The sequence below is a fragment of the Phormidium sp. CCY1219 genome, assembly GCF_055795085.1.
This window is the reverse complement of the sequence record NZ_JAYFEQ010000407.1, coordinates 20,272-42,388: the sequence shown is the minus strand read 5'-3', so window position 1 is coordinate 42,388 and position 22,117 is coordinate 20,272. Positions and strand designations below refer to the sequence as shown.

Genomic DNA, 22,117 nt, shown 5'->3' with positions numbered 1-22,117 from the left:
GTGTTTTTCACTGTCACTACCCGATGACTCTGCCATCCGTGCATCTTCTGCGTGGGCACACTTGCTGGAAGCATTGCTCTGCCAGAAGGAAGATGGCGGTGATGCTGGCGGGGATATGCGCCTGGGGAACTCTCCCTAACTACTGGGATGCGCCATTGCTTGCATTGCACCTACACATGACGCTTGTTCTTCTTTTATGATTCCACCTTACTCTCGCTTCGCTCTGTTCTCGCTCTATCGCTGGTTAGAAACACCCCACCTCTTTCTCTATCTATCGGAAGGTGCGATCGCATTTCCCGTTACCGATTTTCACCCTCATGTCTCGCGCCCTACATCGGCGGTAAGTACCTGACAGTGCCTTTTTCCGCCGTTAGGGCGGATGGTTCATTTTTGGGAAAACGATACAGCCGACTATTTTGCGCGCTCTTTGAATTGCTTTTTTGACAAGCCACGGTGACTACCACTTTTGCCATGAAAAAGCGATCGCATGACTGCGATCGCCCTGCCAAAAAATAGGGACAGAAAATCTGCCCCCAAAGTACCGTTCCTATCCCACAGTGAAGAAATCATCCTGTGCGATAAGACTGGCATCCACACCGTTGAGGGTGGCTAGCACTTCATCTCCCATGCTGATGACCGTGGTCGATCCGCTTGTGCGATGGATGGCCAGTTGGTCAAAGGTCAGACCCTCGGCCAAACCAATTAAATCCACACCATCTGCAAAGTCGGTAATCACATCGGTGCCCATATCTTCTTGTAAGACAAAGCGATCGCGATCTGCGCCACCGGCAAGCAAATCGTCACCCATTTCGCCAAATAGCCAGTCTTCGCCAGCGGTGCCGAACAAGAAGTCATCGGCTTTGCCACCGCGAATCACATCATCTCCTTCGCCGCCATTGAGGATGTCGCTGCCGCGATTGCCGTTAACGAAATCGTTGCCTTGCTCGCCAAAGATATTATCATCCCCATCGTCGCCGCTGACCTCATCCGCGCCGAGGTTGCCGTTGAGCAGGTCGCGGTCTTTGCCGCCATGTATGACATCATCGCCGTCGCCGCCTTCCACGGTATCGTCGCCTTGATTGCCGTTGAGGAAGTCGTTACCAGGTCCACCGAAGGCGATGTCGCGCGCTTTGTTCCCGAAAATGCGATCGCGCCCTTCGGCTCCAACTACGGCATCATTATCCTGACCGGCATGGAGGGTATCGTCTCCAATGCCGCCATCGAGGAAGTCGTGACCGGAGTTGCCATGTAAGACGTCATTGCCTACATTGCCGATGAGGTGGTCATTCTCACCGCTGCCTAACAGCATATCGCTGCCGGCAAAACCGTTGATGGCTTCGGCTACAGGGGTTCCCAAAAGGCGATCGCTCTCCTGTGTGCCATTCATCGTGCGAGCGACGGAATGCGGGTTGGGGAAGGGGAGATTTTCTGGCGGAAGTTCCTCTGATGCCGCCCTCGTGACGGGGACAGTGAGTTCGGGAATGTCAGGGTCAGTAAGTGTGGGGAGGGTGGATTCGCTGTCGGTGGATTCGGTATCGGTAGTGTCTGTAGCTGCATCGAGTGGAGGGATGAAAAGCTGGCTGGGGGACGCGATCGCTTCCTCACCAAAGTTAATGCTGACCGGCGCAATGTCTTCGAGTACCGAATCTGTGGCGAGAACACCCAGTCGGACATTCGCGCCGTTAATGTCGTCCCTGTCGGCAACTGTCAGTTCTCCGGTGTTATCGATGGCAATTCCTGGGGTTCCATCACCATCTACGTCGGGGTTGCCAGAGAAAATGGAGAAAGTGAGAGAATCGCCATCGGCATCGCTGGCAGGAACCGTTGCGATCGCATCACCTTCAGCCAGATTGCGATCGGCACTCAAGGAAATACTTTCCACGTTGGGCGGGAATAGATTTTCCAGTTCGGCGTTAGCGATTTGAGTAGCCAGGTTTTCATCTGTGTTATTGTTGACCACTGTCTCTGCTGTGCCGGGATTCTCACCCAAGCTTTGCAACCTATCGGCAACGTTACTTTGAGAAACCTTTTGAATTTTTGTGACTTGTGTGAGGAAGGTTTGGGGGTTGCTGGGTTCTAAATCGTCGATTTGTTCTTGTAGAGCAGCAATAATGGAGGCGACGTCATCAACTACATTACTTTGCTCGCTACTCAGGGAGATACCCGCAGAAGCAGCCGCCTGGTTAATCAGCGTTTCTAGGCTTGATTGTGCGGAAAGGTCAAAGTCAGAATTGTTCAACTGCTGCGACATTGCGTCAAAGACGGCATTTCCTAATTCGGCTAGTGATGCGGAGGACGCACTTTGTAAGAAGTCAGCAATTTGTGTGACGGCATTTTGGACACTTTCCCCACTAGCAAACACAGCAGAAGCAAGGGAATTTCCCTGATTGGCTTCTCGGATGGGAGCGAAGTTGAGGAGGTCGATTTCTTCATCAAGTCCAAAGGTGGTTTTGACCGTGTTTTCTGCCTCACTCAAGTTCTGCCCTCGCTCCATGAGGGAGCTGACTAATGTGGTGAGGGGGGTAATAACTGTGGCGCTAGCAGGGGCAGTCAGTGAGAGTTGAAAAGGTAGCCCGGTGGCAAGGGCGGTAGTTTCTGCGCCACTGTCTAACACTAGGGTTCCCTCACTGGGATCAAGTTCGCCATTTCCGTTGCTATCAAAGGATTGAATTTCGCTGCTGGGAAAGGAAAAGCTGCCATCAGAACCAGTGGTGGTGGAGATTTCATTCTGATTCAGGGTGCGGTCTTGATTTGCATCTAAAAAGACTGTGCCATTGGCGATGAAGCCATCTGCATCCGTAACCGGTTGAGCGTTCTTCCATAATCGGACCATTTCTTGTAGTTTATCCAGTCCAATGGTCTTATTAGTACCAGGAACAGGTTCGCCATTAGACCACAAATCAATGGCCTGTTGAAGCTCCCCAAGCTGGATTGTATTTTCATCCGTACTGTTATCTAGCTGAGCAACTGCCTCTACTACGCTAGTTGAGGAAGATTGATTATCGTCGTTGAGGATTTCTCCAGTGGCAAAGCGCTGTTCAATTGTTGCATTATCGGAGGGATTTGAGAGTCTAAATTGAAAAATATCCCGGTTTTGAGTTGGTCCGTGCTGTTCAATTTCCGGCGTTCGATCTCCGGTTACATTGACGGTAACGTTTTTGCTGCTTTCTCCTGGTGCAAAGGTTACTGTTCCACTGGGGAACATTCCACCAAAGTCATCCGCATTAGCCGAGAGTCTCCCATCAACAACTGCGGTCAATATGGCACCGGAAACTGTATAATCTACCGTCAGTTCTTCGGTGGTATTCCCAGTGCGGGTAACTTCAAAGGTGAAGGGAGTTGTCCCGCTATCTCCTTCTTCTTTGACTGCGTTAATGGCACTAACTGATACAGTAGGGTTGAAAAATTCTTCAAACGCCTCATTAAAGGAGGTTAAAAGTGGGTCTGGGGCTAATTCCTCTGCAAAATCCTGAAAACTATCCGGAAGCTCTTCGGGAATCAAATCCGTAAATTCTTCAGGATTGTTAAGCAGGTCAGAGAATGAAAAATCCCCATCGGCTAAAATACCATCTGGCAATTCTTGAATAAACCCATCGACTAACTCTTGGATCGGCTCTGGAACCAGGGTGCCAAGATTAAGATTATTAATATCTGCTGCGCTTAAGTTCAAAGAATCTGCTATATTGTCTACGCCGTTTTGTAACAATGAAATAGAATCTTCAATTGTCTCAATAGCATTTTCACTTGTCTCAGAATCCGCCAGACTCGCTACTTCCTCGATAAGCTCACCTGAAAGTCCATTATTCAGCTCATCTGGGAGTGTGAAATCTTCAATATCGCTAAGAGAAAAGTCAACATCCGGCAGTAGAGCTTCTCCTAAATCTTTGGTTGCTTCTTGAGCTGATGAAAGAAAATCTTCAGGATTGAAAGAAAAATCATCGATGTCAGGAACTTCTTCAGCTATTTGTGCGATAACTTGATTGGGATTTGCAAAAACATCGTCTGCAATATTATCCAGGTTGGAAAAAACATCCGTGCCGAATTCAATTGCACCAGTAATTGCTTGGATACCCTCAGAGCCTAATTCTGTTAAAGTGTCTTCTAGATCGGAAAGCGAACTCGTGATGGCGGTATAACTGCCTTCTGCGAAATCAAGGGCATCGTCGAGCAATGATTCGGGTACAGGAATATAAGGAGCAGAAATAGGTAAAGTGGAACTAACTGGAATAGTAATAGCCTTGAATCCTGTATCCACAGTTTTACTCAGTGCTTTAGAAAAGATGCTACCTTCAGGACCTATCCCTGTTGGAAATGTTGCTCCTGTTCCTATACCAGCACCCGCGCCTACTGAAGGTGTTGTTGTCCCACTAGCATTAAGTGAAACCTCACCAAGAGCCTTTACAGAGCCTGAAAGACTGACTCCGCTGGGGATACTCAAACCATCGCGCATGAAACCACCGTCACCATCGTCAGCAAGAAGAGCTTCTTCTACAGTTCCATTGCCTGCTACTTTCTTGCCTTCAATGGATGCGCTAAAGTCAAGCGGCACACTTACACCTATACTCAGCGAACCTTCTGCTAAAATGTCTGGGAATATATCCAATACTCCCCTTATATCTGTATCATTGATTGTTTTAATATTCCCGCCGACTGAGAAGAAAGCTGCGGTTCCGCCAACACCAACTTCATTACCAAAGAAGAAGTCTGGAATATCTAGATTTGAAATTAGTGTCTCTGCGTCGCTAATTGCTGTGGCAAGTCCATTTAAAGCATCCTTAACTGGATCGCTTAAGCTTTCCAGCAGATCGAAAGCACCACCAATTATGTCACTGCCGATATCGACACCACCACCAATTATGTCACTGCCGGTATCGATCGCATCATCAACTATGTCACCGCCGGTATCGATCGCATCATCAACTATGCTACTTCCGGTGTTGATAGTATCGTTAACTATGTCGCTGCCGGTATCTATGGTATCGTCAACTATATCGCCTCCGGTATCCACGGCATCATCAACTATGTCACCGCCGATATCCACGGCATCATCAACCGCGTCAGTGCCAGTATCGACGGCATCATCAACTATGTCAGTACCGGTATCCACGGCATCATCAACTATGTCAGTGCCGGTATCCACGGCATCATCAACTGCGTCATCAACCGTGTCATGCAAGAAAGTCTCTAACGCTAGAGTTTTTCCATTAACCTTACTAATTATTGTATCATCAACTTCTTTGAGCCTCGTTAGCTCACTTTTGCTAACTTCCTGACCTAAAGCAAGTTTTGAAAATAACTTTCCCTCATCTCCAGGCGCATCCCCAGGAGTCAGCACCGAGTCCAGATAGTGACCGTATTCCTCCAGAAATACCTGCGCCACCTGCGCAACACTCTCATTTAGCAACTCCTGCGTCAGATAAATCGTATTCGTCGCCGCAGCAAACGCGCCATGTGCGCCATTAATTTCAGCAGCGGGACGCACTTCTATCTCAGGCAAACTGTCCAATTTGCCACTCGCCCAAGTATCTTGCAAATCCGCAATCTCAATACCTTGCCCAAAGGCAAGTTGCATCCATCCCCCGAAATTGGGGTCGCCGGCGAAGGCTTGCAATCTCTCCCGAACGACTTGCAGCGCTGGTCGCAACGCCGGATCTGCCGGCAGTTCCTCTAGGAAAATGCCGTTTGTTGTTTTAACTGGATTATCTGTCATCACTATTCCTCAATTGTCTACTGTGATTTCGCTTCTCTTCAGCGCTGAAAGTCATGGAAGGCAATGCTGTCAAAAAGACAGTCACTACCCGGTGAAGCTGCCATCCCTACATCTTCTCCGTTGGTACACTTGCTGGAAGCATTGCTCTGGCAGAAAATGGCGGTGATGCTGGCGGGGGTAGTCCCCTGGGGCAACTCTCCCAAACCACTGGGATGTGCTATTACTTCCATTGCGCTGGCAAATGGAGCTGGTTTTTTTGTGACGATTCCACTTTAGCCTAAACCAAGTGGTTATTTTTCTCTCGTCAGTTAGAAATCACTGGAGGCTCTCTCTACCTATCGGAAGGTGCGATCGCATTTCCCGTTACCGATTTTCACCCTCATGTCTCGCGCCATACATCGGCGGTAAGCACGTGACAGTGCCTTGTTCCGCCGTTAGGGCGGATGGTTCATTTTTGGGAAAACGATACTGCCGACTATTTTGCGCGCTCTTTGGATTGGTTTTTTGACAAGCCACATTGACTACCACTTTTCCCATAAAAAAGCGTTCGCATGACTGCGATCGCCCTGCCAAAAAAAATTGAAAAAAGGGACAGAAAATCTGCCCCCAAGTACCCTTTTTATCCCACAGGGAAAAAAGCTATTTTCAATATAAAAACGGCATCCACATCGTGGGGTAGTGTTATCTAATCTACTGGAGTAGGGAAAAGCATCCTGGACATGGGTATCTTGTTCCAGACAGGCAATCCTCGGGCTGCTGCTGAAGCGTCCACCAAGGGCGATCGCAGCCACTTGTCAAATTTAACCCAATCGTCATAAAATAGGTTTTAAATCAGCGTTCATCTTCCACCTTTACCCCTCCCTCTACATGACCCACAACCCAGAACAACCCATCACTTACGAAGGCGGCTGTCATTGTGGCGCGGTGCGATTTCGCGTGACGGTGGACAAGCACGAAGCTGTGGATTGTAATTGCTCGATTTGCAGCAAAAAAGGATTTCTACATCTAATCGTGCCCGAACATCAATTTACCCTATTGCAGGGAGAAGAGATGCTGCAACTGTACACCTTCAATACCGAAATTGCCAAGCATCTGTTTTGCAAACGCTGTGGGATTCATTCCTTTTACCGACCGCGATCGCATCCCGACTGCTTCGACATCAACCTGCGCTGTCTCGATGGCGATATCTTGTCTCGATTTCGGGTTATTCCTTTTGATGGACAACATTGGGAGGACAACGTGCAAAAAATTCGCTAAGAGTGGCGAATCACCCGCCATAAATTTTCCCTAGGAGTTGCCCTTTCTTCTCTCACCCATACACTTTGTTACTTCAATTTCAAAACCTTGTGCAACAGTCGGAGTAATCTTTCGGCGGTGTAAGGTTTGGGTAAAAACGCTTGTACGTTTACCCCACTAGCTTTGGCAATTTTGCGGCTGGCGGTCAATCCGCTAGTAGTAATAATCTTCAGTTTCGGATTAATTTTTCGCAGAGCGCGAATTGTGGCCACCCCATCCATATAGGGCATTCTCATATCCGTCAAAACCACTTGCACCTCCTGGATATTTTGCGCGTAAAGTGCCACTGCTTCCGTGCCATCCTGCGCCCCCAAAACGCGGTAGCCGAAGCTTTCCAGGGTTTCCTGAGTAATCTCGCGGATAGACACTTCATCATCGACCACGAGAATTAATTCGCCATTTCCAGTGGGCAATTTAGGGAGTTTCGTGGCTTTTTTCTTCGGTTCGGGTTTCACGATCGCCGGGAAATAGATTTTAAAGCAAGTTCCCTCTCCCACCTCGCTATACACATTCACAAAACCGCCGTAGCTTTTCACGATCGCAATCGCCGTAGAAAGACCCAACCCGGTTCCTTTTCCCACTTCTTTTGTAGTAAAAAACGGGTCGAAAATTTTATTGAGAATCCCTTCCGGAATACCAGTGCCGGTATCCGACACCGTAATCATCACATAAGACCCCACTTTCGCATCGATATTCATGCGAACGTAATTTTCATCGAGTACCACATTTTCTGCGGAAATTTTTAACAACCCGCCATTGGGCATGGCATCGCGGGCGTTGACGCACAGATTGAGCAACACCTGTTCGAGTTGAGTGGCATCCCCAGAAATCGTCCACAGATTCTTATGAAATTCGGTAACAATCTCGATTGATTTGGGAAACGTTTCCTGAATCATTTTTTTGATTTCTTTAATCAGATATCGCGGTTGAAGTTGGACGTGCTTGCCTTCGAGTCCCCGTCCAAACGCCAGCACTTGTTTGACGATATCTGCGCCGCGCCTGACGCTGGTTTCTACCATGTCTAAAATCCGCTTGCCCGAGTCGTCGGATAACTTTTGTTCCAGGATTGGCAAGGCTAACAACACGGGGGTGAGAACATTATTTAGATCGTGAGCGATGCCACTGGCGAGAGTGCCGATACTTTCCAGGCGTTGCGATCGCAGAAATTGTGCTTCTAATTTTTTCTTCTCGGTAATATCTGTATTCACCACAAAAATCGATCGCGGATGACCTTTCTCATCGCGAATTAACTTCCAGCGACTTTCTACCGTCACTTCATGGCCCGACTTCGCGATTTGTTGTAACTCGCCGCACCATTCCCCTTGCGTGGCTAGCATCTGCCTTGCACCATCCATCTGTGGCGCAGTTTTGCCAAACAGCAGTTCTTCGGCTAAGCGCTCGATAGCTTCTTCTGCACTCCAGCCATACAAGCGTTCCGCACTTTTGTTCCAAAAGCAAATCCGCCCCTCCAAGTCTTGCACGATTATCGCATCTTGTGCGATATCGAGCAAAGCAGCTTGTTGGCGAATTTGCTCTTGTGCTTTCTCTCGCGATCGCCGCATTTCTGCCTCCGCCAATTCCCGCCCGATCGCCGGGGCCAGTCGCGTCAGGTTATCTTTCATCAAATAATCTTGGGCACCTGCTTTCATCGCCCCCACTGCCAAATCTTCCCCGATCGCCCCCGACACGATAATAAACGGTACATCCGGTTCGCGCCGTTTCATCACCTCCAGCGCCTTAATTCCGCTAAAACTCGGTAAGGAATAATCTGCAATCACCACATCCCACCCCTGTCTGTCGAGAGCGGCTTTCATCGCTTTTTCGGTCTCCACCCTTTCATACTGCGGGTTATAGCCCCCATGCCGCAAGGCACGCAGTAGCAACAGGGTGTCATCTTCTGAATCCTCGACAATTAATACGCGAAGTGGTATATTCACTTGTGTTCTCCTTGTCCGACGCGGAGATGGGTTTCACAGAGCCAGTTGTATTGTCCTACCCACCGGGTTGGCCAACATTTCAGTTAAGATGACGATTGCCAGTGGGTTTCAGTCTGCCTAGCTAGGCTCCTCGCTAGTTTTTCCCCTTCCTCCTTGTCTGGCGCGCAGCACCACAGGAACAACTCCCATCGGTGACGCTTCACCTTCAAGGCGGAGGGAACGGTTTCTTATTGAGTGTCAATCACAGTAAAGATAGGGAAAACTCTATCGATCCTCTCGATTCGGGCCATCTCTAATATAAAGATTTCGTGAAAGTCTTATCCAGAGAATGTTTCATAAATTAATCATTGAAACCGTTGAGTTTGATATTTCTAGAATACATGAAATGGACAACCCGTGTCAGTGACTTAGATTACATTTTGCCCTTCTCTCGCCACACACTCGTCCCCCGGGGAATAGCGCGGCGATCGCCCGCGCCAACCCAAGCGGGAGAAGGAGTTGAGAGGCTTGCGGGTCAAGGACTTGTCCTGAGAAGCGATAAAAACCTGAAGACGAAGGAGAGATGCGAAAAGTTCCCTCCCTCCAGGTGTGCCTCCTTCCATCGCCCAAACCCCTGAGCGTTAGTCCCCCCCTGGCATACCCAGTAATTGCCAGTTGGACTCCACCTGACCGATAAATAGGCGGTAATCTAATGGGGAATACACATAACGATTATAAACGTAACCTTGCCTGTCATCCGACAAGAGTATAGGCGTCCAGCCAGCGATCGGATTGAGATTTGACTCGGACTCGCGGGCGGGATCGCGCTTCACCACTTGATTGGAAAGGGAAGCGATCGCCGCCCCGGACAAGTTGGGCTGCGATCGCACGTTAACATTTTCCCCCACAATCACCACCGAATTAACTTCCCAAGAAAGACCCGATTCCGCATCAGATGGGGGCATTTGACGCTTGAGAGCTTGCGTCACATTCGGACAGACCCAAATTGCCGTTGCGGGGTCTGTATTGTAAGGGGGCGGATTTTCGGCGATCGCGCAACCCGTAGCGATCGCTTTTTCCAACAAAGACCAAATTCGCGCCTCCGGATCCTCCACCTGTAGTGCCTCGGGCGATCGGGGCACAGAAAACCCAATTCTCAGTCCCTCGTCTGGCAAAACCGAAGCCACAAATCCCGCATTCCGTTCCTCAACTGCCTGCCGCAATTGTTCCCGAAACTCGTAAAACTCGCTTCCCGGTTCTGCTTCATCTTCTAGATCCAGTTCTCTATTGAGATCCGTGAGAGTAATCTCCCGGGGAATCGTAGCTTTCCCGGGCAATCTTTGCACTTTATTTTGGGAAACACTGCGGATCGTCGCCGCCACAGACGCACCGATCGCCAATCCAATCGCCACCGCGCCGAGAATCAGCCAGGGTAGTCTTTGCTTCATCATTTTATTCCCCCTATCTTGAATCGTTGTCGATCGTCATATTTTATCCTACCAATTTACCTTCACCTTCTTTTCATTTGGCTTTCTTTTATAACCGCTAATTTACCTCGGTGGATTTCCCATCATTTAGGGTAGACAAACCCTGCAAATATAACGAGTTTCAGTTAACCTTTTCCTTGTTGGCAAATTGGATATTTTTTAGCTAAAAACTCGCCAATTTTTCCCAGTTAAATAGAGAGAATAGACTCAGAGGGTGGTAGACAGGGAATAGAAGCGAGCGATAACAGCTTGCGACCCCAGACAAGGGGAAAGAAAAGCATCGGTTTTGAGAGAAAAGGGATACAACCGGCCAAAGCGGGTTGCATTTCAACTCCGGGTTTGATGTATAGTCAGGGGAGTGACGAGGGCGAATTTGTAGGCAGATGCATGAGGCTGTGCGAAAGCAGCAAAGGGTTGAGAAACAGGCAGAGGGTAAGTCCCGAGTCAAAGTGCGATCGCCCGGGTGGGACGCCGAGCGAAATTTAACCCGAGATGCGACTCTATCCGCAGGTAGATTGACTTTGACAATTGAGTATGATAGAGAAAACCCATGCCGAGATTCACAAACCCATAACCCGCTTTAGCATAAAACCACCCACTTTGGAAAGACGCAAGTCATCAAACATTAAAAAACCGAGACAATCAGCCGAGAATTAATCCCTAGCCGTGGTATCTTGCCAAAATAAAGATGCCCGAGCCAAAGCCAGTGGATTCATTCCCGGCCAGCGGGTCGGTGAATCAACCCCAAAACCGATCCCATAACCGAAGTCAATTTCGACCTCAATCGGGGAAAAGTATTAAGAGAACTTAACGTCCCGGTCGATCGGCTCGAAAATAAGCTATAGAAAAAAGCAGAAGGCAAAAATTTTATTTGTCACTGTCTACTATCGAGCGTACAATCCCAAAATTGACTGTAGCCTATGCAACCAATTCGCACCTTTAACGTCTCTCCGTCCTTACCTTCCCAACTCGAACCCTTACGCAAACTTGCCTATAACCTTCATTGGGATTGGAACCTAGAGACCAAAGACCTATTTCGGCGACTCGATCGCGACTTGTGGGAATCCAGTCGCCACAATCCAGTATTGATGTTGGGAACCATTTCCCAAGAAAGGCTCCAAGAAGTAGCCGAAGACGAAGGATTTCTCGCCCAAATCGATCGTGCGGCGCGCGAACTCGAAGACTACCTAAACGAACGAACCTGGTACCGCAAACATCGGGAAAAGAACGCCCAGAAAGACTGCTACGCCTACTTTTCCGCAGAATTTGGCTTAACCGATTGTTTGCCGATTTACTCCGGAGGTTTGGGAGTCCTCGCCGGGGATCACCTAAAATCCGCCAGCGATCGCGGCTTGCCCCTTGTCGGGGTCGGCTTACTTTACCAAGAAGGCTACTTCAGCCAATATCTCAACGCCGATGGATGGCAACAGGAGCGTTATCCGATTAACGACTTCTACAACATGCCCCTGCATCTAGAGCGCGACGAAAACGGCAACGAACTGCGAATCGCCGTAGACTATCCCGGTCGTCAAGTGTACGCTCGCGTCTGGCGCGTCCAGGTGGGCACCATCCCCCTGTACATGCTCGACACCAACATCGAACCCAACAATCCCTACGACCACGATATCACCGACAAACTCTATGGCGGCGACATCGACATGCGGATTCACCAAGAAATCATGCTCGGGGTTGGCGGGATGCGGATGCTCAAAGCCCTCGGCTACGAACCCACCGCTTACCACATGAACGAAGGGCACTCCGCCTTCCTCGCCCTAGAACGCATGCGGGAATTAATTCAAGACCGGGGTCTGAGCTTCCTAGAAGCCAAAGAAGTGGTCGCCGCCAGCAACGTTTTCACCACCCACACCCCGGTTGCCGCCGGCTTCGACTTATTCCCCTACGACAAGGTGATGTACTATCTCGGGCACTATGCCGAAATTTTCGGCTTGAGTCGAGAAGAATTTCTCGCCCTGGGTCGGGAAAACACCGGGGATCTCGAATCCCCCTTTAGCATGGCCACCCTAGCCATCAAAATGGCCAGTTTCGTCAATGGCGTCGCCAAGCTGCATGGGGAAGTCTCCCGGGTCCTGTTCAAAAACCTCTGGCCCGCCTTACCCCCCTCGGAAGTGCCGATTACCTCGATTACCAACGGCGTCCACGCTCGCAGTTGCGTGGCAAAATTTACCCAAGAACTCTACGATCGCTATCTCGGCCCGAAATGGTCCACCAGTCCCGAGGACAATCCCTTGTGGGAGCGGGTTTATGCGATTCCCGATCACGAACTCTGGCGCAATCAGGAAATTTGCCGTTCCGAATTAGTGGTTTTCGTGCGAGAACGCCTGCAAAAATACCTGCGCGAACGGGCCGCCTCTTTGAGCGAACTCGCCGCTGCTCAGGAAGTCCTCGATCCCACCGTGCTGACCATCGGCTTTGCCCGTCGCTTTGCAACCTACAAACGGGCAACCTTGTTCCTGCGCGACATCGAACGCATCAAGCGGATTTTACAGGGTCTCGATAACAGTCGCATTCCCGGTGCTAAATTGGGGGGCACTAAACCGATGGTGCAGTTTGTCATCGCCGGCAAAGCCCACCCCCACGACATTCCCGGAAAAGAAATGATCCGTCACATCACCCATTTCATTCGCGAACAAGGGTGCGAAAAACATGTGGTGTTCATTCCCGACTACGATATTAATGTGGCGCGGATGATGGTCTCCGGTTGCGATGTGTGGCTGAATACTCCCCGTCGTCCCCGGGAAGCCTCCGGTACCAGTGGCATGAAAGCGGCAATGAACGGATTGCTGAATTTGAGCATTCTCGATGGATGGTGGGATGAAGCGGATTACGTTCGCACCGGTTGGCCCATCGGGCATGGCGAATTCTACGACGACCCGAACTATCAAGATGATGTGGAAGCCAATGCCTTGTACGATTTGCTGGAAAAAGAAGTGATCCCGCTGTTCTACGATCGCGACGAGGAAGGGATTCCGCACAAGTGGGTGGCGAAAACAAAAGACGCGATCCGCCTAAATTGTCCCCGCTTTAATACGGCGCGGATGGTCAGCGAATATGCCACGCGCGCCTATTTCCCGGCGAGCGATCGCTTCTATGCCATGCATGCCGATAACTACAAACCGGCCAAGGAATTAGCCCACTGGAAAGAATACTTGTACGAACATTGGTACGATATCAAGATTCTCGATGTGGATATCTCTAAGGCAGATGATGTCAAGGTGAATGAAAATATTGCGGTAAAAGCTCGCATTCACCTCGCCGGCTTGCAACCCTCAGATCTCGAAGTCCAACTCTATCAAGGACCGATGGATGCCGATGGCAATATTATCAATGGCGTCCCGGTGGTGATGGATCTCCAAGGGATGGATGCCAATAACGACAGCATCTACACCGCCAACATCACCTATACTTCTTCCGGTTTGCAAGGTCTGTCTCTGCGGGTATTGCCAAAACACCCCTATCTGAGCAGTCCTTTCCAACCGGGTCTCCAGATCCTCTGGGCGAATGAATAGAAACCGCTTGGGCAATGGTGGGGAATCTAGTGGGACTCGGTTGGGTTCCCACTGTCATCCTTAACCGTTACCATTCTGCCCTGTCTCCATCTGCGCGATGGGAATGACGATATAACCGATGGAGCGATCGCCCAATACTTGGTTGCGATCGCTCCCCCAATACCACCAGTACGCCCCAATATAGGCACACAGCAGCGCATCTAACTGGTCTTCTACCGCTTTTAACTCTTTCCCCGAATACCCCTTCACTTTGCCGTTAAATACCTCTGACGAGTCACCGCAAATCCAAAACCCTTCACTTAAACCCAAACTCGGTGACAACCCGGGCAATATCTCTACCATATATTGCCGCAGTTTCATCAACTCTAAGCGCCGCTGGGCTAACTTTCCTTTTTTATATTTTAAAATTCGCTCTAACTTGAATAAGTTAATCGTCGCCGGGTGAGGAAATACTTCGATTTGATAGCGATCGCGCTTTTTCGGCACCATTTCTGCCCCATGGGCAAACCCCCTCGCCTCTAAACTCTTCCCTAACCCTACCGTCCTCTGGGCAAATTTACTCTGCAAAGATGCCGGATAACACCCCGCATGATATCGCCCAAAGTATTTATGGGTTAGCTTATCCGCTACTCTCATTCCCGTGGCATTCGGAATAATCGTCGGCGCATCTACCGCCACCATCCCCGCTTCCCCTTCGGGCACCATTCTATCCACCCATTTTAATATCTCCTCCATCTCCGTTTCTCTACCTAAATCTAAGAGTCTCAATCCCTCCCTTTCCCATTCCAAACAACACAACCCACTCGCCCCCGAACTCCACCCCAAATCAATGCCGATAAATTTCATTTGTTGGTCATTGGTCATTGGTCAATAGTCATTGGTCATTGGTCATTGGTCATTGGTCAATAGTCATTGGTCATTGGTCATTGGTCATTGGTCAATGACAACCCCCATTATCGGGCTAATTTGAGGAGACTGGCGAGTTGTTCGGGTTGATGGGAACCGATTAAAATGCGATCGCCATTGGTCAGTTCTAAAAGCACGCCGCGATCGCCGCTAACATTGAAAGCTTTTGCATTGGAACCATAGCGAATGCCCCAACCGCCGTAATCGCGCAGGGGGTGATAGGTGGTCACTTCACAGTTGACCACAGTTTCAAAGGGAATTTTTATCCGATGAAACAACAGGGGATAAAAGCTCAAATACAAGCCATCGCTCCGCACTTCGGTGACTAATTTTGTCGTATAGAACAGAATCGGAAAAAAGATGCCAAAAATCAGGCCAAATCCGATTAAAATGATATTAACAACCACATTTTCTGACCAAGAGTCTTTTAAAAAAAAGGGCATCAGCGCTGCATAGAGGGCACTGAGGGAACTACAGGCAAGCACCCCCCAAATCCAAAGCTGACGAAATTGCTGCACCTCGCGAAATAAAAGCGTGGTGTCAATGACATCGTGCATGTCAACTTCTGCCGTATTCGGCACCCGCGAGAGTTTTTCCACAACCACCTCCAGTATGCTCCCCTGGGGAGACATTGGGTTAAGGGGGGGGTCTACTGGGGAGGGGCGATCGCATCGCTCCTGGGTCAGCGCCAGGAAATGCCCGCCAATTCAGACCCCCTACCTGATACACTAAAGTATTCCCACCCGGGTAATTTATTCCGACAGCCCCGGAAAAAAAAAGGGGGTGACCGGGTGCAGGGGTGACGGGGTACAGGGGTGCTGACATGCAGGGGCGACGGGCGGTTCGGGTGTAGGCGAACCGGAATAATCATCCCAGAATAATTAACAACCGTCCCCAGATTTGTTAAGATAATTTGAAATTTTGTCAAAAAAATTCAACAATATTCATAAAGGAAGGACTACCTCAAACCGCGCCTTCCATTGTTTTAGCAGGGGGATTAGTAGAGCAAGCGATGAGCAAGCAGCGAATTTTATCCGGCGTTCAACCCACGGGGAATCTGCACTTGGGAAACTATCTGGGTGCGATTCGCAACTGGGTAGAAGCGCAGAGTCAGTATGAAAATTTCTTCTGTGTGGTAGACTTACATGCGATTACCGTCCCGCATAACCCAGCAACTCTGGCGCAAGACACCTACACCATTGCGGCCCTTTATTTAGCCTGTGGAATCGACCTGCAACATGCGACGATTTTCGTGCAGTCCCACATTTCGGCGCATTCGGAACTCACCTGGTTGCTCAACTGCATCACGCCGCTCAACTGGCTTGAAGACATGATCCAGTTTAAAGAAAAAGCGGTGCGCCAAGGGGAAAACGTCAACGTGGGGTTGCTCGATTATCCGGTGTTGATGGCGGCGGATATTTTACTTTACGATGCCGATAAGGTGCCGGTGGGCGAGGACCAAAAGCAGCATTTAGAATTAACCCGCGATATTGCGGTTCGGATCAATCACCAATTTGGCAAAGAAGAGAATCCGGTGCTGAAATTGCCCGAACCCATGATTCGCAAAGAAGGAGCGCGGGTGATGAGTTTGAGCGATGGCACCAAGAAAATGTCCAAATCGGATCCATCAGAACTGAGTCGGATTAATTTGCTCGATCCGCCAGATACGATCGCCAAAAAAATCAAGCGATCGAAAACCGATCCGATTCGCGGATTGACCTTTGACGATCCAGAACGACCCGAGTGCCATAATTTACTAACCCTTTACATGTTGCTCTCGGGTAAAACCAAACAAGAGGTGGCCAATGAATGTGAAAATATGGGTTGGGGTCAATTTAAACCCTTACTGACTGAAACCACCATCGAAGCCCTCAAACCGATTCAGGAAAAATACAAATCGGTAATGGAGGATAGAGCTTATTTAGAATCGGTTTTGCGATCGGGCAGAGAAAAGGCAGAAGAAATTGCCAATCAAACCTTGCATCGGGTGAAAACTGCCCTGGGTTATTCCATGCCCGTTTAACCGACGACCGGAAAAAGCAAACCCGGGACAATGGAAAACCCAGGGCGATCGCCGAACGATTCAGTCAGTGAATTAAGGAAAATTTTCGCTTAATTTTTGCGAAACCGTTCGTAGTTTATCGTCTTTCCCTTTCCCAGTCCCCAGTAAAGCGTTAACAACAAATCGGATTTTATGATTGCACAACAGCCCCAGACATACTCTCGCTTCCGAAGTGCTGCCAAAGCGGGTGAATTTTTGATTACCGCCGAGGTGATGCCTCCCAAGGGAAGCGATCCGACCCACATGATAAAGATGGCCGAGGGTCTAAAAAATCGCGTTCATGCGGTGAACGTCACCGATGGATCCCGGGCGGTGGTGCGGATGTCTTCCCTCGCCGCGTCCACGATATTGCTGCAACGCGGCATCGAACCGATTTGCCAAGTGGCTTGTCGCGATCGCAACGGCATCGGTCTGCAAGCGGACTTGATGGGCGCACATGCCCTGGGAATTCAGAATATCCTCGCCTTAACCGGCGACCCGGTGAAAGCCGGCGATCACCCTCATTGCAAATCCGTTTTTGAATTAGAATCGGTTCGTTTGCTCAAGCTGATTGACAAGCTCAATCGGGGGATTGATGCCAACGATAAACCCCTACCCGATCGCGCCACGAATTTGTTTGTAGGCGCTGCTGTGGATCCCCAGCTTAAGAGTTGGTCCGGCTTACAGCGTCGGTTTGAGAAAAAACTCGAAGCAGGCGCTCAATTTTTCCAAAGTCAGCTTATTTGCGATTTTGATAAACTCGACAAGTTTATGAGTCAAGTGGCTGTAGGGTGTAATAAGCCAGTTTTAGCGGGGATTTTTCTGCTCAAATCTGCAAAAAATGCTCAATTTATCAATCGCTGCGTGCCGGGAGTGGATATTCCGGAGTATATTATCGAGCGTTTGGCCAAGGCAAAAGATCCCTTGCGCGAAGGGGTGGCGATCGCCGCAGAACAGGTAAAAATGGCGCGATCGCTCTGTGATGGCGTCCACATGATGGCAGTTCGTCGGGAAGACCTGATTCCGGAAATCTTGGATTTGGCCGATGTTGCCCCAGTCAATTCTGCACCTGCCCTATCGGTGTAATTTGCGATCGCCTCCATCACCCCCGCCGATATGGGGGTGAGACCCCTAGGGGGGAAGGTTCATCTTGTCAAATTTCGCCAGATGATGTATCTCTAATAAAAGTGGATGGATGCAAGGGGAAAACCTCTGTCACCCTTCATCCCTGCCATCAGGGTGTATTTTCTACTCACAGAACGGTCAAAATTTGACATTAGCACGAGTAGATGCAAGAAAAAAGATCCTCCAGCCGAAGGCTGGAGGCTCTTTTTTTGAAGGGTTAGAGCGGGCGGGAGAACCCAGAAATGAAAAACCCCCCTAGGGCTGGGGGGGCGGTGCAACACTCAGGGTGTCGAACAAATTCAGGGTGATCGTTACTTTCATTATCAGTGGCGCGATCGCTTCTCGGCATCAGCCAAATGGCTTAATTTTCCCTAAGCCATTTGTCGCAGGGTGTTCCGGCAGTGCAGTGACATCCGAACGCCGCGAGGCAGTGGCGTCACAGATAACAACCGGGCGCGATCGTCTCACCGATGCGATCGGTGAAGATTTCCCGAAGCGGCAAATTGTTTTTCCAGGTTATAAATACATCTAACTTGCAGGTTGTACCTGAGACGGAATTGGGGGCAGATTCGCGAAGCTCGATTTCCCGTCATGGGAGAATCCGCCTGAGCGTTTGAGCGGTTATCGCTTTTTTCTTTCCATCCAGGATTATTTCAGCGCTAACTTATACCCGGCTCATCGGTAAGCGGACTTTGTGCTTTCTCAAAATCCGAATCAGTTGCGTCCCACTCAGGTGAATCCCGGTTTCTTGCGTCATATGTTCGGCTAATCGCTGACTGGTCCACAGGTCAAAGTCATATCCCAGTTGCCTCGGCGGTTGTTTGACCACTTCGAGCAATAATTTAATATAGGCATCTGAGGCTTTGCGATAGTTCCCCCGTTCTCTTCGATCTTTGAGGCTGTCTAGATTGTCGGGGTCGCCATGTACGCACCAATAGGCAACGGTTCTGTAGGAACATCCGAGAAAATCGGCGATTTCTTCGTAGGTCTTGCCGTCGTTCTGTAATAACAAAATTAAGGCATGTTCGCGAAATCGCGGGCACTCGCTCTGTCGAATGGCTTTTTGCAGCCGTTTTTTTTGAGTAGGGGTCAGAAAATTTTTGGCAGGCATGAGCAGGGGGATGAGAACTATATCTTTTTCATATTATGATATTTAGATGTAAACTGACTGGGCGGTTAGCGCCACTATCGCTCCTTGCCCAGGGGTTGTTGACGCTCTGGCAAGGGATAAGCCAGCGATCGCCTCCCCAAAAGTCCCAGAGGCGATAAATCTGCCTCTCTACAGGAGATAGGGTGGGCACCGCCCACCCTACCCCTACTGATTTACAATGCCGATGGATTCGAGACTGCTCACTGCTGCGGTTGGCGATCGGGGGGCAAGTTTTCCACCACCAATCCCACTGCACCTTCGATTTGAGCGTTTGCCAGATTCGCACCCTTGAGAAACGCACCATCTAACTGGGCATTCAATAAATTTGCATTGGATAAATCCGCATTTTCCAGAGAAGCACCTCTGAGATCGGCATTCCTTAAATCTGCACTACTGAGATCGGCACTGCTGAGATCCGCATTGTTGAGCTTTGCACCTTTTAAATTCGCCGCTCTCAAATCCGCTCCTCTGATACGAGCTTTCACCAAGGAGGCGGCGTTGAGATCCGCATAAAACAGATTAGACAGGGTTAGATCCACTCGATCGAGATTGGATCCTCTGAGGTTGGCACCCCCTAAAACTTGCTCCCTCAGATTCGCACCCACTAAATTGCACCCCTGACATTGTTTCGTTTCCAGCAACCGTCTAACGTGTCCTTGATTTGCCCAACAACCAGAACAGAAGGTGAGCAGCAGTGCCGAGATCGCGAGGATTTTTACGTTCACATTCGTTTTCCTTTTCGTGCCAGCAAGTCACCGGATTTCTCCGCTCCGGCTTCCAATACATACAGATGCACGTTTGTCAAAGGGGGTGTAACCCCTTATTGCTAAAATAGCAAAAGTTGAGAAAAATCGATCGAGCGGGAACCAGAAGCAGGCTTCTGGTTCGCGATCGCTTCTTTTCTCAAAAAAAGAATTGACAATATGTCATACACCATCGGCGATCGCGACTCAGCATAAACTCATGGGAAAATAGACCCTCGTCTCGAAAGCCTCCCATTGATTCTTTTCTATCGAGAAAGTATAATTTCCCCCTAGTCCCTCCGAGAGTCCCAGTGCCACGGTTGCGCGCCGCAAACGTTAACCTGCGATCGCCAAGGGCGGCATTTTCCCCCACCAGTTTGCCAATCGCTTCTGCAATTTTATCCCCTCACCCCCCAAACCATTCCCCCAGATTAGCTTTCGCCAACCAAGACCGCGATCGCCGCTTCTGGCGCTTTCCCCACTCTGGGTATCTCTCACATCCCGCAACCTGGGAATAAAGGCATCCTGTCAATTCAGCAACAAAATGGCAAAATAGAAAACATCACAGACTTTCCCGACACCGAATCGGTAAGGGATGCCCACTGTCCATGATTTGCCAAGTGGGTGGATTGGCTAACCCCCAGAAATTCTCGGGCTTCAAATCAACATTACCGATGAGTGGGCGAATATCAATCCCCCGTCAATTCTCGATGACCAAATTCATTAAAGGAGAACAAGAATGACCCAAGCAACCCAACTGCCAATTCCCGAACACTTCGATGCCAAAAAGGTGGGAGAAGTTTGGCGCGTACCCTATTTAGAGCGTGCTGCAGGGGCGAAAAAGTGGGCAAAACAGCACGATATTGCCCCCGCAGCTACGGACAAAACCCGCATTTGCTTATTGGCAATTGACGTGCAGAATACCTTCTGCATTCCGGATTTTGAATTATTTGTCGCGGGACGCAGTGGCACCGGTGCAGTGGATGATAACCTGCGGTTGTGCGAGTTTATTTATCGGAATTTAGGGAGGATTACCGCGATCGCGCCTACGATGGATACCCACACCGCCATGCAAATCTTTCATCCGTTTTTTTGGATCGATAAGGAAGGAAACAATCCGCCGCCCCTGACGCAAATTTCTATCGAAGATGTGGAACAAGGTAAGTGGAAAGTCAATCCAGCGGTGGCGCACAGCATTGCGGGCGGGAACGAGGTCTGGCTGCAAAAATACGCCCACCACTACGTTAAAACTTTGAATCTCGATAGTAAGTATCCGCTCACGGTGTGGCCCTATCATGCAATTCTCGGGGGTATTAGTCACGCCCTGGTTTCTGCACTGGAAGAGGCGATGTTTTTCCACAACCACGTTCGTCACAGTCAAACCCAGTTTGAAGTCAAAGGCGGTAATCCCCTGACGGAAAATTATTCGGTGTTGCGTCCGGAAGTGTTGGAAGACCATGAAGGTCGGGCGATCGCGCAAAAAAATACCCCCTTAATTGACCAGTTGTTGGCGTTTGATGCGGTGATTATTGCCGGTCAAGCGAAGAGTCACTGCGTCGCTTGGACAATCGAGGATTTGCTGACGGATATTCAGGAACGAGACCCAAGTTTAGCCCGGAAAATCTATTTGTTGTCCGATTGTACCTCTCCCGTGGTGGTTCCCGATGTGGTAGACTTCACCGAGGCAGCGGATGCGGCGTTTCAGCGTTTTGCTGATGCGGGAATGAATATCGTGCAATCCACCGAGGCGATCGCCGCTTGGCCGGGAATTTCTTTGTAGCCTCACTATTTGGCACAAGTTCCTTGTAGCGACGCGATTTATCGCGTCGCTACAAGGGTTTATGTATAAATTCTCTCGCGCACTGAATGATAGCTCGCACATTGTCGCTACTGCATATAGAGCGCTATACATAATGCAATCTCCCAATTGCCCTCGGCTTGCTTGCCCAGGCGCGGGTGAAAGGGGATGGAGCCTTTGCCATCCCACAAATATCTCTAGTTGTCAATTTAGGATTGAGAAAAAATAACCCCGAGCGGGTGGGGAGCGATCGCGGGGGAGAAAGCAATTGCCACAGATGGGGGACCAGGAGTGCCCCGGATGGAACCGGAGAAAAGCAGAAAGGGTCTAGCAGAATTGGCATGCAGACGAGCGAGAAATCGGGTATATTAACCTAATATCCTGTTTTCGCTGGTCTCAGGCGTTCACACAGGGGAGG

At 49.7% G+C, this 22,117-nt stretch carries 15 protein-coding genes; 7 read left to right on the top strand and 8 right to left on the bottom strand.

Annotated features, from left to right (window positions below; genetic code table 11):
- Nucleotides 1-547: 547 nt before the first annotated feature.
- Both AC0QH1_RS08935 and AC0QH1_RS08930 read right to left on the bottom strand, forming a co-directional pair.
- Nucleotides 548-5,710, bottom strand: a complete 5,163-nt coding sequence (locus tag AC0QH1_RS08935) for a hypothetical protein (RefSeq protein WP_324630721.1) — start codon at nt 5,708-5,710, stop codon at nt 548-550.
- A 38-nt stretch (nt 5,711-5,748) separates the two neighbouring features.
- Nucleotides 5,749-5,940, bottom strand: coding sequence for a hypothetical protein (locus tag AC0QH1_RS08930; RefSeq protein ID WP_324630720.1), 192 nt, complete (start codon nt 5,938-5,940; stop codon nt 5,749-5,751).
- A 637-nt stretch (nt 5,941-6,577) separates the two neighbouring features.
- On the opposite strand from AC0QH1_RS08930, the gene AC0QH1_RS08925 reads away from it, so the two are divergent.
- Nucleotides 6,578-6,967 carry a GFA family protein gene (locus tag AC0QH1_RS08925; RefSeq protein WP_324630719.1) on the top strand — a complete coding sequence of 130 codons (390 nt, stop codon included), beginning with the start codon at nt 6,578-6,580 and terminating at the stop codon, nt 6,965-6,967.
- 68 nt (nt 6,968-7,035) lie between these two features.
- On the opposite strand, the gene AC0QH1_RS08920 is transcribed toward AC0QH1_RS08925, so the two are convergent.
- Nucleotides 7,036-8,943 carry a hybrid sensor histidine kinase/response regulator gene (locus AC0QH1_RS08920; RefSeq protein ID WP_324630718.1) on the bottom strand — a complete coding sequence of 636 codons (1,908 nt, stop codon included), beginning with the start codon at nt 8,941-8,943 and terminating at the stop codon, nt 7,036-7,038.
- Between the two features lie 620 nt (nt 8,944-9,563).
- Entirely contained in the window at nt 9,564-10,373 is an 810-nt protein-coding gene (locus AC0QH1_RS08915; protein ID WP_324630717.1) for an SH3 domain-containing protein, read from the bottom strand.
- A 956-nt stretch (nt 10,374-11,329) separates the two neighbouring features.
- Between AC0QH1_RS08915 and glgP the strand changes: the two genes are divergently transcribed.
- The gene (gene glgP / locus AC0QH1_RS08910) at nt 11,330-13,936 is read left to right on the top strand and encodes an alpha-glucan family phosphorylase (protein WP_324630716.1); all 2,607 of its coding nucleotides are present in this window, start codon (nt 11,330-11,332) and stop codon (nt 13,934-13,936) included.
- Between the two features lie 60 nt (nt 13,937-13,996).
- On the opposite strand, the gene AC0QH1_RS08905 is transcribed toward glgP, so the two are convergent.
- Entirely contained in the window at nt 13,997-14,800 is an 804-nt protein-coding gene (locus AC0QH1_RS08905; protein WP_324630715.1) for a DUF429 domain-containing protein, read from the bottom strand.
- 89 nt (nt 14,801-14,889) lie between these two features.
- On the bottom strand, nt 14,890-15,474 hold the full coding sequence (locus AC0QH1_RS08900) for a DUF6141 family protein (RefSeq protein WP_324630714.1): 585 nt from the start codon (nt 15,472-15,474) through the stop codon (nt 14,890-14,892).
- A gap of 380 nt (nt 15,475-15,854) precedes the next feature.
- Here AC0QH1_RS08900 and trpS point away from each other — a divergent pair, with 380 nt between their 5' ends.
- The 3 genes from trpS to AC0QH1_RS08885 all read left to right on the top strand — a co-directional run bounded on the left by trpS (nt 15,855) and on the right by AC0QH1_RS08885 (nt 18,540).
- A complete protein-coding gene (gene trpS / locus AC0QH1_RS08895; protein WP_324630713.1) occupies nt 15,855-16,865 on the top strand; it encodes a tryptophan--tRNA ligase in 1,011 nt (336 codons plus the stop codon).
- A gap of 171 nt (nt 16,866-17,036) precedes the next feature.
- Entirely contained in the window at nt 17,037-17,969 is a 933-nt protein-coding gene (locus tag AC0QH1_RS08890) for a methylenetetrahydrofolate reductase (protein ID WP_324630712.1), read from the top strand.
- 343 nt (nt 17,970-18,312) lie between these two features.
- Entirely contained in the window at nt 18,313-18,540 is a 228-nt protein-coding gene (locus tag AC0QH1_RS08885) for a hypothetical protein (RefSeq protein ID WP_324630711.1), read from the top strand.
- Nucleotides 18,541-18,672: 132 nt separating this feature from the next.
- On the opposite strand, the gene AC0QH1_RS08880 is transcribed toward AC0QH1_RS08885, so the two are convergent.
- Nucleotides 18,673-19,119 carry an IS630 family transposase gene (locus AC0QH1_RS08880; RefSeq protein WP_324630710.1) on the bottom strand — a complete coding sequence of 149 codons (447 nt, stop codon included), beginning with the start codon at nt 19,117-19,119 and terminating at the stop codon, nt 18,673-18,675.
- A gap of 239 nt (nt 19,120-19,358) precedes the next feature.
- Nucleotides 19,359-19,883, bottom strand: a complete 525-nt coding sequence (locus AC0QH1_RS08875) for a pentapeptide repeat-containing protein (protein WP_324630709.1) — start codon at nt 19,881-19,883, stop codon at nt 19,359-19,361.
- Between the two features lie 329 nt (nt 19,884-20,212).
- Between AC0QH1_RS08875 and AC0QH1_RS08870 the strand changes: the two genes are divergently transcribed.
- Nucleotides 20,213-20,419 carry a hypothetical protein gene (locus AC0QH1_RS08870; protein WP_324630708.1) on the top strand — a complete coding sequence of 69 codons (207 nt, stop codon included), beginning with the start codon at nt 20,213-20,215 and terminating at the stop codon, nt 20,417-20,419.
- Nucleotides 20,420-20,640: 221 nt separating this feature from the next.
- Complete coding sequence (locus AC0QH1_RS08865; RefSeq protein ID WP_324630707.1) at nt 20,641-21,681, top strand: cysteine hydrolase family protein; 1,041 nt, start codon at nt 20,641-20,643, stop codon at nt 21,679-21,681.
- Nucleotides 21,682-22,117: the final 436 nt, after the last annotated feature.